Source organism: Plantibacter sp., assembly GCF_059073635.1.
On sequence record NZ_JCACOF010000012.1, the window covers coordinates 243,235 to 255,567 of the forward strand.

At 69.6% G+C, this 12,333-nt stretch carries 11 protein-coding genes and 2 tRNA genes; 9 read left to right on the forward strand and 4 right to left on the reverse strand.

Annotated features, from left to right (window positions below):
• Window positions 1-71 precede the first annotated feature (71 nt).
• Window positions 72-2,615, reverse strand: coding sequence for an aminopeptidase N (gene pepN / locus AC5JOC_RS18475; protein ID WP_494246969.1), 2,544 nt, complete (start codon window positions 2,613-2,615; stop codon window positions 72-74).
• Between the two features lie 142 nt (window positions 2,616-2,757).
• On the opposite strand from pepN, the gene AC5JOC_RS18480 reads away from it, so the two are divergent.
• The 6 genes from AC5JOC_RS18480 (at window position 2,758) to AC5JOC_RS18505 (ending at window position 8,726) form a co-directional block, all read left to right on the forward strand.
• Window positions 2,758-3,381 (forward strand): mycothiol-dependent nitroreductase Rv2466c family protein, encoded by a 624-nt coding sequence (locus AC5JOC_RS18480; RefSeq protein WP_064295146.1) that lies wholly within the window; start codon window positions 2,758-2,760, stop codon window positions 3,379-3,381.
• Window positions 3,382-3,416: 35 nt separating this feature from the next.
• Window positions 3,417-3,905, forward strand: a complete 489-nt coding sequence (locus tag AC5JOC_RS18485) for a ribose-5-phosphate isomerase (RefSeq protein WP_085510673.1) — start codon at window positions 3,417-3,419, stop codon at window positions 3,903-3,905.
• Between the two features lie 62 nt (window positions 3,906-3,967).
• A complete protein-coding gene (locus tag AC5JOC_RS18490) occupies window positions 3,968-4,969 on the forward strand; it encodes an Fpg/Nei family DNA glycosylase (protein WP_079002304.1) in 1,002 nt (333 codons plus the stop codon).
• A gap of 37 nt (window positions 4,970-5,006) precedes the next feature.
• A complete protein-coding gene (locus tag AC5JOC_RS18495; protein ID WP_494246970.1) occupies window positions 5,007-6,560 on the forward strand; it encodes an amidohydrolase in 1,554 nt (517 codons plus the stop codon).
• A gap of 110 nt (window positions 6,561-6,670) precedes the next feature.
• Window positions 6,671-8,044, forward strand: a complete 1,374-nt coding sequence (locus AC5JOC_RS18500) for a sensor histidine kinase (RefSeq protein WP_494246972.1) — start codon at window positions 6,671-6,673, stop codon at window positions 8,042-8,044.
• A 4-nt stretch (window positions 8,045-8,048) separates the two neighbouring features.
• Window positions 8,049-8,726: a response regulator transcription factor gene (locus AC5JOC_RS18505; protein WP_494246973.1), complete on the forward strand. Its 678-nt coding sequence runs from the start codon at window positions 8,049-8,051 to the stop codon at window positions 8,724-8,726.
• 81 nt (window positions 8,727-8,807) lie between these two features.
• Here the strand turns inward: AC5JOC_RS18505 and AC5JOC_RS18510 are convergent, their stop codons facing one another.
• The gene (locus tag AC5JOC_RS18510) at window positions 8,808-9,296 is read right to left on the reverse strand and encodes a Dps family protein (protein WP_064295149.1); all 489 of its coding nucleotides are present in this window, start codon (window positions 9,294-9,296) and stop codon (window positions 8,808-8,810) included.
• Between the two features lie 215 nt (window positions 9,297-9,511).
• Here AC5JOC_RS18510 and AC5JOC_RS18515 point away from each other — a divergent pair, with 215 nt between their 5' ends.
• The gene (locus AC5JOC_RS18515; RefSeq protein ID WP_494246974.1) at window positions 9,512-10,048 is read left to right on the forward strand and encodes a gamma carbonic anhydrase family protein; all 537 of its coding nucleotides are present in this window, start codon (window positions 9,512-9,514) and stop codon (window positions 10,046-10,048) included.
• Here the strand turns inward: AC5JOC_RS18515 and AC5JOC_RS18520 are convergent.
• The gene (locus AC5JOC_RS18520) at window positions 10,045-10,236 is read right to left on the reverse strand and encodes a hypothetical protein (protein ID WP_079705708.1); all 192 of its coding nucleotides are present in this window, start codon (window positions 10,234-10,236) and stop codon (window positions 10,045-10,047) included. The genes AC5JOC_RS18515 and AC5JOC_RS18520 overlap by 4 nt on opposite strands.
• Window positions 10,237-10,435: 199 nt before the next feature.
• A tRNA-Gly gene (locus tag AC5JOC_RS18525) sits at window positions 10,436-10,506 on the reverse strand.
• A gap of 193 nt (window positions 10,507-10,699) precedes the next feature.
• Between AC5JOC_RS18525 and AC5JOC_RS18530 the strand changes: the two genes are divergently transcribed.
• Together AC5JOC_RS18530 and tig are read left to right on the forward strand one after the other, a co-directional pair.
• A tRNA-Pro gene (locus tag AC5JOC_RS18530) sits at window positions 10,700-10,773 on the forward strand.
• 55 nt (window positions 10,774-10,828) lie between these two features.
• Entirely contained in the window at window positions 10,829-12,295 is a 1,467-nt protein-coding gene (gene tig / locus AC5JOC_RS18535) for a trigger factor (RefSeq protein ID WP_161578527.1), read from the forward strand.
• Window positions 12,296-12,333: the final 38 nt, after the last annotated feature.

Genomic DNA, 12,333 nt, shown 5'->3' on the forward strand with positions numbered 1-12,333 from the left:
ACAGCGGGTCGTGCCGTGGAGGGGTTCTCGCCAGAGGATCCTGGTACCGGAGTGCTATCCGGCCGAGTGGATCACGCGGCGTCCCGTGCCTGTGCCGCGAGTGCCCGCTCGACCCCGGCGAGGGCTTCGACGAGCATGCGTCGGAGTGCCGGGACATCGGCGTTGGCTTCCAACCACGCGCGGGTGCGGTCGCGGAGCTCGGTGGAGGCGAGCGCCGCCGGGTAGAGCCCCTCGACGATGTACTCGGCGATCTTGTAGCTGCGCGACTCCCAGACCGAGGTGAGCGCGGCGAAGTACGGCTCGACGAGCGGCTGCAGGACGGCCGGGTCGATGACGTGCCCGAACCCGAGACCGACGTTCCGGACGATCGCATTCGGCTGGTCGTCGTGCTCGACGACCGAGTCGAACGCTGCGCGCTTGCCCTCGACGGTGGGGATCGTCGCCCGTGCACGAGCGGCCGCCTGCGCACCGTTCGCCGTGTTGTCCTCGGCGAGCGCCGCATCGATGTCCGAACCGTCCGCGAGACCGAGGAGGACCAGGCCCTCGAGGAGCTCCCAGCGGAGGTCGGTGTCGATCTCCAGGCCCGGGAGTGCCGCGGAGCCGTCGCGCAGTGCACGCAGGTGCTCGCCGTGCTCGGGGGTCGAGGCGAGGGCGGCGAAGAACTTCACGAACTGGAACTGCGCATCGGAGCCGGCCTCCGCCTCCTGGGCGAGCGTCCAGAGCGCGTCGCCGACCCGGGAGATGGTCGCCAGGCGGCGTTCCGGAGCGACGTAGTTGCGCGCGGCCAGACCGAGCTGGCCGAGCGTGGTGCGCAGGGTCGTCGACTCGGTCTCCGTGGCGATGTTCCCGAGGACGAGCTCCACGTAGTCGGAGGCGCTCGACTCGGCGTCGCGGGTCGCGTCCCAGGCAGCGCCCCAGACCAGCGAGCGTGCGAGCGGGTCCTCGATCGAGGCGAGGTGGCCGATCGCCGTCGCGAGCGACCGCTCGTCGAGGCGGATCTTCGCGTAGGCGAGGTCGTCGTCGTTCAGCAGCACCAGGTCGGGCTGCGTCTCACCGACGAGCTCCGGCACCTCGGTGAGCGCCCCGTCGACGTCGAGTTCGACGCGTTGGGTGCGGACGAGCTTGCCGTCCTGCAGCCGGTACAGGCCGATGGCGAGGCGGTGCGGACGCAGCGTGTCGTAGTCCGCGGGGACCGTCTGACGGACGGCGAACGCGGTGAACGCGCCGTCGGCGTCGACCGTGAACTCCGGGCTCAACGTCCCGACCCCGGCGGTCTCGAGCCACAGCTTGGACCACTCGCGGAGGTCGCGGCCGCTCGTCGCCTCGAGCTCGACGAGCAGGTCGTCGAGCACGGTGTTGCCGAACTCGTGCTTGCGGAAGTAGTTGCCGACGCCGGCGAAGAACGCCTCGATGCCCACCCAGGCGGCGAGCTGCTTCAGGACGGAGCCGCCCTTGGCGTAGGTGATGCCGTCGAAGTTGACCTGGACGTCCTCGAGGTCGTTGATGGTCGCGACGATGGGGTGCGTCGACGGCAGCTGGTCCTGGCGGTAGGCCCAGGTCTTCTCCATCGCGTTGAACGTCGTCCACGCCTCGGTCCACTCGGTGGCCTCAGCGGTGGCGATCGTCGAAGCCCATTCGGCGAACGACTCGTTCAACCACAGGTCGTTCCACCACTTCATGGTGACGAGGTCGCCGAACCACATGTGGGCGAGCTCGTGCAGGATCGTGACGACCCGGCGCTCCTTGATCGCGTCGGTCACCTTCGAGCGGAACACGTAGGTCTCGGTGAAGGTCACCGCGCCGGCGTTCTCCATCGCGCCCGCGTTGAACTCGGGGACGAAGAGCTGGTCGTACTTCTCGAACGGGTACGGGTACGCGAACTTCTCCTCGTAGTACGCGAAGCCCTGACGCGTCTTCTCGAAGATGTAGTCGGCGTCGAGGTACTCCGCCAGGCTCTTGCGAGCGAAGACGCCCAGCGGGATGGTCCGGCCGTCGCTCGAGGTGAGCTCGCTGCGCACCACGTCGTACGGGCCGGCCACGATCGCGGTGATGTAGGAGGAGATGCGCTGCGTGGGTGCGAAGCTCCAGGTCGCCGCGCCGTCGTGCGCCGGTACCGGCTCAGGCGTCGGGGAGTTGCTGACGACCTGCCAGGCCGCGGGCGCCGTGATCGTGAAGGTGAACGTCGCCTTCAGATCGGGCTGCTCGAAGACCGCGAACACCCGACGGGAGTCCGGCACCTCGAACTGGCTGTACAGGTACACCTCGCCGTCGACGGGGTCGACGAAGCGGTGGAGGCCCTCACCGGTGTTCGTGTACTCGGCGTCCGCGTCGACGACGAGCACGTTCTCCGCAGCGAGGCCGTCGAGCTGGATGCGCACGCCGTCGGAGACGGTCGACGGGTCGAGCTCGACGCCGTTCAGCGTGACGGAGTGGACGGTGCGCGTCATGGCGTCGATGAAGGTCGAGGCACCCGGTTCACCGGTGAAGCGCACCGTCGTGGTGCTGCGGAACACCTCGGGACCGGTCGTGAGGTCGAGCACGACCTCGTAGCTCGACGTGTCGACGAGCGCCCTGCGCTCCTGGGCTTCGACTCGGGTGAGGTTCTCTCCTGGCACAACTGCTCCCTGGTGTTGATGGACACGTGACGTGTGAACTGCACGTGGTCGCTCGTGACGACCGCGGCACGATCAACCAGCCTAGACCCGCCGTCCATCGGTTTCGGGGGAGTCGACGGGGATCGGCGCGTAGGGTGACGGCATGACGACTTCCGCTGCAGACAACACCCGCGTCGACTTCTGGTTCGACCCCTCCTGCCCGTGGGCCTGGATGACCTCGCGTTGGGTCGACGAGGTCACCGAAGCCCGGAACCTCGACGTCCACTGGCACATCATGAGCCTCGCCGTCCTCAACGAGGACCAGGACGTCAGCGACGACTACCGGGCCTTCTTCCCCCGGGCGCTCCGATACACGCGGCTCGTCGCCGCCGCGGCAGCCGAACACGGACACGCGGTCGTCAAGCCGCTCTACGACGCGCTCGGGACGCGGATCCACCCCGGCGGACGCGCGGAGGACGTCGACGCCGTGATCGCCGAAGCCCTCGCCGAGACCGGGCTCCCGGCGGCGCTCGCCGAAGCGTCGACGACGGACGCCTACGACGGGCCCATGCGCGAGAGCCACTTCGACGGCATCGGACGGGTCGGCCAGGACGTCGGCACCCCCGTCATCGCGATCGACGACGTGGCGTTCTTCGGACCCGTCATCTCGCCGGCGCCGAAGGGCGAGCAGGCGCTCGCACTGTGGGACGGTGTCGTCGCCGCTGCCGCCTACCCGGGCTTCTTCGAGCTGAAGCGCAGCCGTACGGCGGACCCGATCTTCGACTGACGCGACGCCGGCGCCCGGAACCCTAGACTTTCCACATGCGCATCCACATCGCCACCGATCACGCCGGTCTCGAGCTCAGTCAGTTCCTGCAGGACCACCTGCGCGCAGCCGGTCACGACGTCGTCGACCACGGCCCGGCCGAGTACGACGCGTTGGACGACTACCCGGCGTTCTGCATCAACGCGGCGAAGGCCGTCGTGCGCGACCAGCAGGCCGGTGTGGACGCCCTCGGCGTGGTGTTCGGCGGCTCGGGCAACGGCGAGCAGATCGCCGCGAACAAGGTCGTCGGTGTCCGCGCGGCGCTCGTCTGGAACCTCAGCACGGCGCAGCTGGCTCGGCAGCACAACGACGCCAACGTCATCTCGATCGGTGCGCGTCAGCACAGCACCGACGAGGCGGTGTCCTTCATCGACGCGTTCATCGCCGAGCCGTTCAGCCTCGAGGAACGTCACGCCCGTCGGATCGCCCAGCTCGCCGAATTCGAGGCGACCGGCACCATCGCCGGCAAGCACGTCGACGCCTGACGCGTCCTCCACCGCCACCGCGCGGCGCGCCGGATCGCGCCCCCACCGAGTGAGGAGTCACCATGCCCGAGGGGCACTCCGTCCATCGCATCGCCCGACAGTTCGCTCAGAACTTCGTCGGACACCGGGTCGCCGTGTCGTCTCCCCAGGGGCGCTTCGCCGAGGGCGCCGCCGTGCTGGACGGCCGGACGGTCACCGACGCCAAGGCCGTGGGCAAGCAGATGTTCCTCGAGTTCGACGACGGACTGTGGTTGCGGGTGCACCTCGGTCTGTACGGCGCGTGGGACTTCGCCGGTGAGATCCGGTCGGACCCGACCATCGCCGCCTCGAACGGCCGCATGGGGCAGACGAACCAGCGCGGCACGGTGCTCGACGACGACGATGCGCCGATCCACGATGCGGACGGCGAGAACTCCCTGCACAGCATCGGTGCACCGCGCCGGGCCAGGGTCCGGATGTCCGAGCAGTCGAGTCCACTCGCCGAGATCGACGAGCGGTTCCCACCCGAACCGGTGGGTCAGGTGCGCGTGCGGCTGTTGACCGAGACGACCGTGGCGGACCTCCGCGGGCCGACCGCCTGCGAGGTGATCGACGCCGCCGGGGTGCAGGCCGTCATCGATCGGCTCGGACCGGATCCACTGCTCGACCCGAGTGCGGAGGCGGGGGAGCGGTTCGTGTCGCGTGCGCACCGCAAGGGTTCCCCGATCGGTCTGCTCCTCATGGATCAGCAGATCATCAGCGGGATCGGCAACGTCTACCGCGCCGAACTGCTGTTCCGCGCCCGTCTCGATCCGCACCGCACCGGGAAGACGGTCCCCGTCGAGACGCTTCGCGAGATCTGGCTCGACTGGACGCGGTTGCTCGCGATCGGGGTCGAGACCGGACAGATGATGACGATGGACGACCTGTCGGCGGCCGACTACCGCCTCGCGATGGCCAACCGCGCCGATCGCCACTGGGTCTACAAGCGGGAGGGACTGCCGTGCCGGGTCTGCGGGACGAACATCCTCCTCGAGGAGATGGGCGCCCGCAAACTGTACTGGTGCCCGAACTGTCAGCGCTGAACCGAACCCGCCTGCCCAACCGACGAGGACCGATGTGATGACCGAGCACCGCCCTGGACCCGACGGCGACCTCGTCACGACGATCGCCGACGTCCACCTGTCCGGACCGCGCCGCGGAGGCTCGTCCGACGCCGAACGGGTCGACGTCCTGCTGGAGGACGGCTCGATCGTGGCGATCCGACCCGCCGACCCCGAGGTCCTGCTTCGCTCTGACCCCGGGGTGTTGGACGGCGGTGGTGGCTTCCTCCTGCCCGGGCTCTGGGACCACCACGTGCACTTCACCCAGTGGGCGCGCACGGCGAGGCGCGTCGACCTGTCCTCGGCCGCATCCGCCGCCGAGGCGGTCGAGTTGGTCGCTGAGCGGATCGCCCAGGAGGCCGACGGTGACGGCTGGGTCGAGGGCGCGAGGTTCCGCGACGCCCTCTGGCCGGACACGCCGACGTTCGCGCTGCTCGACGCGATCGCACCGGACCGCGAGGTCGTGCTGGTCAGCGCCGACCTCCACTGCTGCTGGCTGAACAGCGCAGCGCTCCGGGCCACGGGCTTCGCCGACCATCCCACCGGCCTGTTGCGGGAGGAGGAGTCGTTCGCCGTCCTCAAACAGCTCGACCAGGTCGCCGACGAGCTCTCCGACCGCTGGGTCGACGCCGCCGCCGATCAGGCGGCATCCCGCGGCGTCGTCGGTGTCGTCGACCTGGAGATGCGCTGGAACGCCGCGGACTGGATCCGTCGGGTCGGGAACGGGACTCGCGCGCTCCGCATCTCCTTCGGTGTGTACGCCGAGCACCTCGAGCGCGCGATCGACGCCGGGCTCGTGACCGGGGGAGTGCTCGCCGGAACGGACGGCCTGGTGCAGGTCGGCCCGTTCAAGGTCATCACCGACGGATCCCTCAACACCCGGACGGCCTGCTGCGAAGCGCCCTATCCGGGTTCGGCTCCCGGAACCGACGCGCACGGGATGCTCAACGTCCCGCCGGAGCGACTCACCGCATTGCTCACCCTGGCGACCGCCAACGGCCTCCACTGCGCGGTGCACGCCATCGGCGACCGCGCCAACACCCTCGCCCTCGACGCCATCGAGACGACGGGCGCGAGGGGCACGATCGAGCACGCGCAGCTGCTCCGGGCGTCGGACCTGGAGCGGTTCGCCCGCACCGGAACGGCTGCGAGTGTCCAGCCGGAACACGCGATGGACGATCGGGACATCGCCGAGGTCCACTGGGCCGGGCGCACCGACCGTGCCTTCGTGCTCCGCAGCCTCCTCGACGCCGGCGCCACGCTCCGACTCGGTTCCGACGCCCCGGTCGCTCCGCTCGACCCGTGGGTCTCCATCGCCGCCGCCGTGACGCGCAGCCGCGATGGACGCGAGGCCTGGCACGGGGAGCAGGCCATCACGGTCGAGGAGGCACTGGCGGCGTCGACCAGAGGAGACGATGACGTGGTGGCCGTCGGCCGCCCCGCCGACCTCGTCGTCGTGCCGTTCGACCCGTTCTCCTGCGCACCGGAGGCCCTGCGCACCATGCCGGTCCGTGCGACGATGCTGGGTGGGCGCCTGACGGCGGCTCCATCCGTCCACCCGGCCGGGGGATAACCCCCGATCGGAACGGGGCGTCCACCGGATGCCGTTCGTCGGCGGAGCCGAACAGACTGAGGTGAGCCCGGTGCGAGAGCCGGGACCGCTCCGTCGAAAGGACCTCCTTCATGACCACCGCCATCGGCCGACAGCTCGACGCGTCGGCGAAGCCCGATCCCTCCACCCGAGGCGCATGGCGATACGGTCGGCTCTGGCGGGACGTCCCCGGATCGCTCCTGTTCCTGCTGCCCAACCTGCCGATCGTCATCGCCGGAAGCATCGTGGCCGTGGTGATCCTCTCCCTCGGCTTCGGGCTCGCGATCCTGGGGGTCGGTCTCCTGATCATCGTCGGCGGCCTCTGGGTGTCGCGGGCGTTCGTGGAGCTCGAGGTCGCGCGTCTCCGCACGACGGGGCTCCCGCCGATCCGAGGAGGAGCCTGGCGGTCGTCCATCGGGACCGAGACGACACTGGGTGCCGTGCTCGCTCCACTCGCCGGACCGCGTTGGTGGCTCGCGGCCCTGCACACGGTCATCGTGAACCCGATCGTCGGGGGCGTCACCTGGGGGCTGACCATCACCTGGACCGTGGGTGCCGTCGCCGGCACGACGTACTGGATCTGGGCGGACCGGCTCTCGGCTGGTTCGTCCTCGGGCTTCGCGGAGCTGCTGGCTCCCACGCTGGACCCGTCGGACGCGTTGCTCGCCGACAAGCTCTGGAACCTCGCGCTCGGTGTCGTGTTCCTCGTGACGCTCCCGCTGGTCCTCCGGGTGCTGGTGCTGCTGCACCACGCCATCGCCTCCGGGCTGTTCGGTGCGCGGCCACAGGAGGAGCTGCGAGCCGAGCTCCTGGCGGAGCGGCGTGCACGCGGTGCCGCCGTCTCGGCTGAGGCGGGCGCGGTGCGGCGGCTCGAACGGGACATCCACGATGGTCCGCAGCAGCGACTCGTCCGGCTGCAGATGGATCTCGCGGCCGCCGAACGACGCCTCGACACGGACCCCGCCTCCGCACGCTCGCTCCTGGGTGAGGCGCGCGCCCAGGCCGCCGAGACGCTCGACGAACTCCGCGCGCTCTCGAAGGGCCTGATGCCGCCACTGCTGCAGGACCGCGGCCTCGTCGCCGCACTCGACGACCTCGCCGCGCGGTGTCCGGTGCCGACGAGGACGGAGCTGGCGGTCGTCTCATCGGTGACGCTGCCTCGTGAGACGGAACGTGGGATCTACTTCATCGTCGCCGAACTCCTGACCAACGTGTCGAAGCATGCGGATGCGCGGCGCGCCGGCGTCGAGGCCCACGTGACAGTGGACCAGCAGCTGGGTTCGCGGCTCACCCTCCGCGTGACGGATGACGGTCGGGGCGGCGCGCACCTGGAACCGGGCCACGGTCTCGAAGGCCTGACCGAACGGGCGCAGGGCCTCGGCGGGAGACTGGTGATCGAGCCGGCCCCGGTGTGGGACGGCGTCGCACGTGGCAGCGCCGTCTCGATCTCGCTCCCCGTAGGCTGAACGCGTGATCAGCCCTGACCGTGCCGGTGGAGGACCGCTCCGCATCGTGATCGCCGAGGATTCGACACTCCTCCGCGAGGGCTTGATGCGGCTGTTCGACGAGGCCGGCTTCATCACGGTCGCCGCGTACGCCGATGCGGAGGCGCTCCAGCGCGGGCTCGCGGCGGACCGACCGGACCTCATCGTCATGGACGTCCGCATGCCGCCCACGTTCCGGGACGAAGGGGTCCGCGCAGCGATAGCGCTGCGTGCCGAGCATCCCGACCTCCCCGTCCTGCTGCTCAGCCAGTACGTCGAGACCGTCTACGCCCGGGAGCTGCTCGCGGACGGCGGGCGTGGGATCGGCTATCTGCTCAAGGACCGGGTCGCCTCATTGGAGGAGGTGCAGGACGCCATCCACCGGTTGGTCGAGGGAGGGACCGTCCTCGACCCCGACGTGGTCCGCACCCTGTTCGCAGCACAGCGCGACCCGTTGGCCGGCCTGACCCCACGTGAGACGGAGGTGCTCTCCGCCATGGCGGAGGGGCGCACGAACACGGCGATCGCCGAACGCCTGCGGGTCGGTGTCGGTGCGGTCGAGAAGCACATCTCGGCCATCTTCCAGAAGCTCGGTCTCGAGGACTCCGGGAGCGACCACCGACGCGTCCTCGCGGTCCTCGCCCTGCTCCAGCGCAACGGTTGACGGGTGACACGCGCGACGAAGGGGCAGTCACGGATGACTGCCCCTTCGTGGGTGATGCTGGCGGGTCGCCCCGCCGGGGTGCTACCGGCTGAGGTGGGCGAAGAGGAACCAGCGGTCCTTGTCGAGGCCGCGGGCGATCTCGATCGCGATGTCCTGGCTGGTCTGGTCGAGCTCGTCGAGCTCGTCGACCGCGGTGTTGACCGAGGCGGAGGCCGCGTCGATGAGGGCGATGACCTCGGCGATGGTGCGGTCGGACTGCTGGAAGCCCTCGCTCAGCTCGGGCGTGCTGGTCTTCGCGGCGACGGTGCTGAGGCGTGCGTCGACCGGGAGTCCGAGGGCGACGATGCGCTCTGCGGCGAGGTCGGCCCACTCCTGCGCGTGGTCGACGATGTCGTCGAGCAGCTCGTGGACGCCGATGAAGTTCGCGCCACGCACGTGCCAGTGGGCCTGCTTGCCGTTGACGACGATGGCGGTGAGGTCGACGACGACGGGGCTGAGGAACTGCGCGGTGCCTGCTGCGACGTCCGGGTTGGCGACGGCCTGCGGAATGGAGGTGGTGATGTCGGTCATGGTGTTTCCCCTTCGTTGACGAGTGAGGCCCTGGTCGGGCGGATTCGTCGGTCTGCTTGAATGCAACGGTACTCAGCCGCAGACATTCCGCAAGGAAGTCGAGGCTCGGCTTACGAAGGGTGCACTCAGCAAGGAAAGCCTGACCGTACCGGCGATTCACCCCGGAACGACGCGGGTTCCCGACGGCCGGGGCCGCCTGCGATAGCGTGGCCGGTATGACGCTGCACGGTACGGTCAGGAAACTCTCAGACGGACGCTCGCCCCAGATCGACCCGAGTGCCTACACGGCGCCGGGCTCCGTGCTGGTGGGCGCCGTCACGCTCGCCGCGGATTCGAGCGTCTGGTACAACGCCGTCCTCCGCGCGGACTCCGACTCGATCACGCTCGGCGCAGGGTCCAACATCCAGGACGGGGTCGCCGTGCACACGGACAGCGGCCACCCGACGGTCATCGGACGCAACGTCTCCGTCGGGCACAACGCGGTCGTCCACGGCTGCACGGTCGAGGACGACTGCCTCATCGGGATGGGTTCCGTGGTCCTGAGTGGAGCCGTGATCGGTGCCGGGTCGCTCGTCGCCGGGGGAGCGGTGGTCCTCGAGGGCATGATCGTGCCGCCCGGTTCGCTCGTCGCGGGGGTCCCGGCCAAGGTGCGGCGGGAGCTGACGGCCGACGAGCGGGAGGCGATCCGGCAGAACGCCGCACACTACGTCGCCCTCAGAGCGGTCCACGCCGCAGCCGTCGACGAAGACTAGCGGCGGCGTGCGTCGCGCTTCCTGAGGCGACGCTGCGCGGCGAGCGAGCCGGACAGGCAGACGACGCAGCCGATCATGCAGATGAGTCCGACGCCGAGTCGCCCGGTCGCGAGTGCGTACACCCCGACGAAGAAGACGAGCGCACCGGCCACCGTCCAGATGTGGGGCCAGATCGCGTCGAGTCGCATGCGCTCAGCCTAGGGCGTCGCGCATCCTGTGCTCCGCCCCCGCCCGGATCTGTCGAAGCGCTCAGCGGCGGGCCTCGCGCTCCGGCGATCCTCTTCCGGTCCCTGAGCCTGTCGAAGGGCGCGGCGCCAAGAAGTCCCTGCGCGGTAGCCGAACCGTCGCGCCTGCCTTCGCGGCGCTGCCTGGTTCTGACGAATGGAGAGGGGATGACGGGAATCGAACCCGCGTAATCAGTTTGGAAGACTGAGGCTCTACCATTGAGCTACATCCCCGAGGCGTCGCAGTGCGACGAACTCACCCGGCAATGCTACTGCATCCCGAGCGCCCATCCGTGCAGCTCCGTGTCCCGAGGCCGGTTCCGCCCCGGAAACCGCACAGGGGCCGCACAGATTCTGGGCTAGACTGACCGAGGCCATTTCGCCCACCGCTCGTCGGTCGGGCCGGCTGGCCGGATTGTCGCCGATCCGGGGCGTAGCTCAGCTTGGTAGAGCGCCCGGTTTGGGACCGGGAGGTCGCAGGTTCGAATCCTGTCGCCCCGACTCCGTTTTGCGTCCTCAACTGAGGCAGAATCCCCGACACAGGAGAAGTAATCACGTGAAGACCACGGTCGAGAAGCTGAGCCCCACTCGCGTCAAGCTCGCCATCGCGGTGACGCCCGAGGAGCTCAAGCCGAGCATCACCCACGCCTACGGACACATCGCCGAGGACATCAACGTCCCAGGCTTCCGTAAGGGCAAGGTGCCACCGGCGATCATCGACCAGCGCGTCGGCAAGGGCGCCGTGATCGAGCACGCCGTCAACGAGGGCCTCGACGGCTTCTTCCGCAAGGCACTCGAGGAGAACGAACTCCGTCCGCTCGGCCGCCCGCAGGCCGACATCGTCGAGTGGCCGAACGAGAAGGACTTCTCCGGCGACCTGCTCGTGAACATCGAGGTCGACGTCCGTCCCGAGATCACGCTTCCCGCCTACGAGGGCCTCAAGCTCACCGTCGACGCCCAGGAAGCCGGCGAAGCCGACGTCCAGGACGAGCTCGACCGCATCCGCGCACGCTTCGGCACGCTCGTGACCGTCGACCGCCCGGCCAAGACGGGCGACTTCGCCCAGCTCGACCTGGTCGCCAAGATCAACGACGCCGAGGTCGACCGCGCGAGCGGCGTCTCCTACGAGATCGGTTCGGGCGAGCTGCTCACCGGCATCGACGAGGCACTCGACTCCCTCACCGCCGGTGAGACCACCACCTTCACCTCGCCGCTGCTCGGTGGCGAGCACGAGGGCGAGGACGCCGAGGTCACCGTCACGCTGACCGCCGTCAAGGAGCGCGAGCTTCCCGAGGCCGACGACGACTTCGCTCAGATCGCGAGCGAGTTCGACACCATCGACGAGTTCAAGGCGCAGCTGCGCGAGGTCGTCGAGCGCCAGCAGGTCATCACCCAGGGCCGCGACGCACGCACCGCGCTCGTCGACGCCATGCTCGAGGCCGCGCAGATCCCCGTGCCCGAGAGCGTCATCGAGGACGAGGTGCACCGTCACCTCGAGGGCGAGAACCGCCTCGAGGACGACGAGCACCGCGCCGAGGTCACCGAGTCCAGCGAGAAGGCACTGCGCACGCAGCTCCTCCTCGACGCCCTCGCGGAGTCGCTCAACGTCCAGGTGAACCAGAACGAGCTCACCGAGTACCTCATCCAGAGCGCGTCGCAGTACGGCATGGAGCCCGGTGAGTTCATCGAGGCACTCGGCCAGCAGGGTCAGATCCCCGCCATGGTCGGCGAGGTCGCCCGCAACAAGGCCATCGCCATCGCGCTCGGCAAGGCCGAGGTCGTCGACTCCAACGGCAAGCCTGTCGACCTGAGCGACTTCGTCGCCGTGGTCGAGGACGAGGACGCCGCCACCGAGACTGCAGCCGACGAGACGACCGAGGCTCCGGCCGAGGACGCCGCCGACGAGGCTCCGGCCGAGGCAGAGCCGAAGAAGGCCGCCGCCAAGAAGGCACCTGCGAAGAAGGCGCCCGCCAAGAAGGCACCGGCCAAGAAGGCCGCTGCCGACGAGGCCGCTGCCGAGTAGGACAGCACCAGCAGTGACGACAGGGGCGGAAGCGATTC

Coding starts and splice junctions, on each gene's coding strand:
- AC5JOC_RS18480 (WP_064295146.1), top strand. CDS start 2,758: ATGACGACTTCCGCTGCAGACAACACCCGCGTCGACTTCTGGTTCGAC.
- AC5JOC_RS18520 (WP_079705708.1), bottom strand. CDS start 10,236: ATGCGACTCGACGCGATCTGGCCCCACATCTGGACGGTGGCCGGTGCG.
- AC5JOC_RS18495 (WP_494246970.1), top strand. CDS start 5,007: ATGACCGAGCACCGCCCTGGACCCGACGGCGACCTCGTCACGACGATC.
- AC5JOC_RS18515 (WP_494246974.1), top strand. CDS start 9,512: ATGACGCTGCACGGTACGGTCAGGAAACTCTCAGACGGACGCTCGCCC.
- AC5JOC_RS18510 (WP_064295149.1), bottom strand. CDS start 9,296: ATGACCGACATCACCACCTCCATTCCGCAGGCCGTCGCCAACCCGGAC.
- AC5JOC_RS18500 (WP_494246972.1), top strand. CDS start 6,671: ATGACCACCGCCATCGGCCGACAGCTCGACGCGTCGGCGAAGCCCGAT.
- AC5JOC_RS18485 (WP_085510673.1), top strand. CDS start 3,417: ATGCGCATCCACATCGCCACCGATCACGCCGGTCTCGAGCTCAGTCAG.
- AC5JOC_RS18490 (WP_079002304.1), top strand. CDS start 3,968: ATGCCCGAGGGGCACTCCGTCCATCGCATCGCCCGACAGTTCGCTCAG.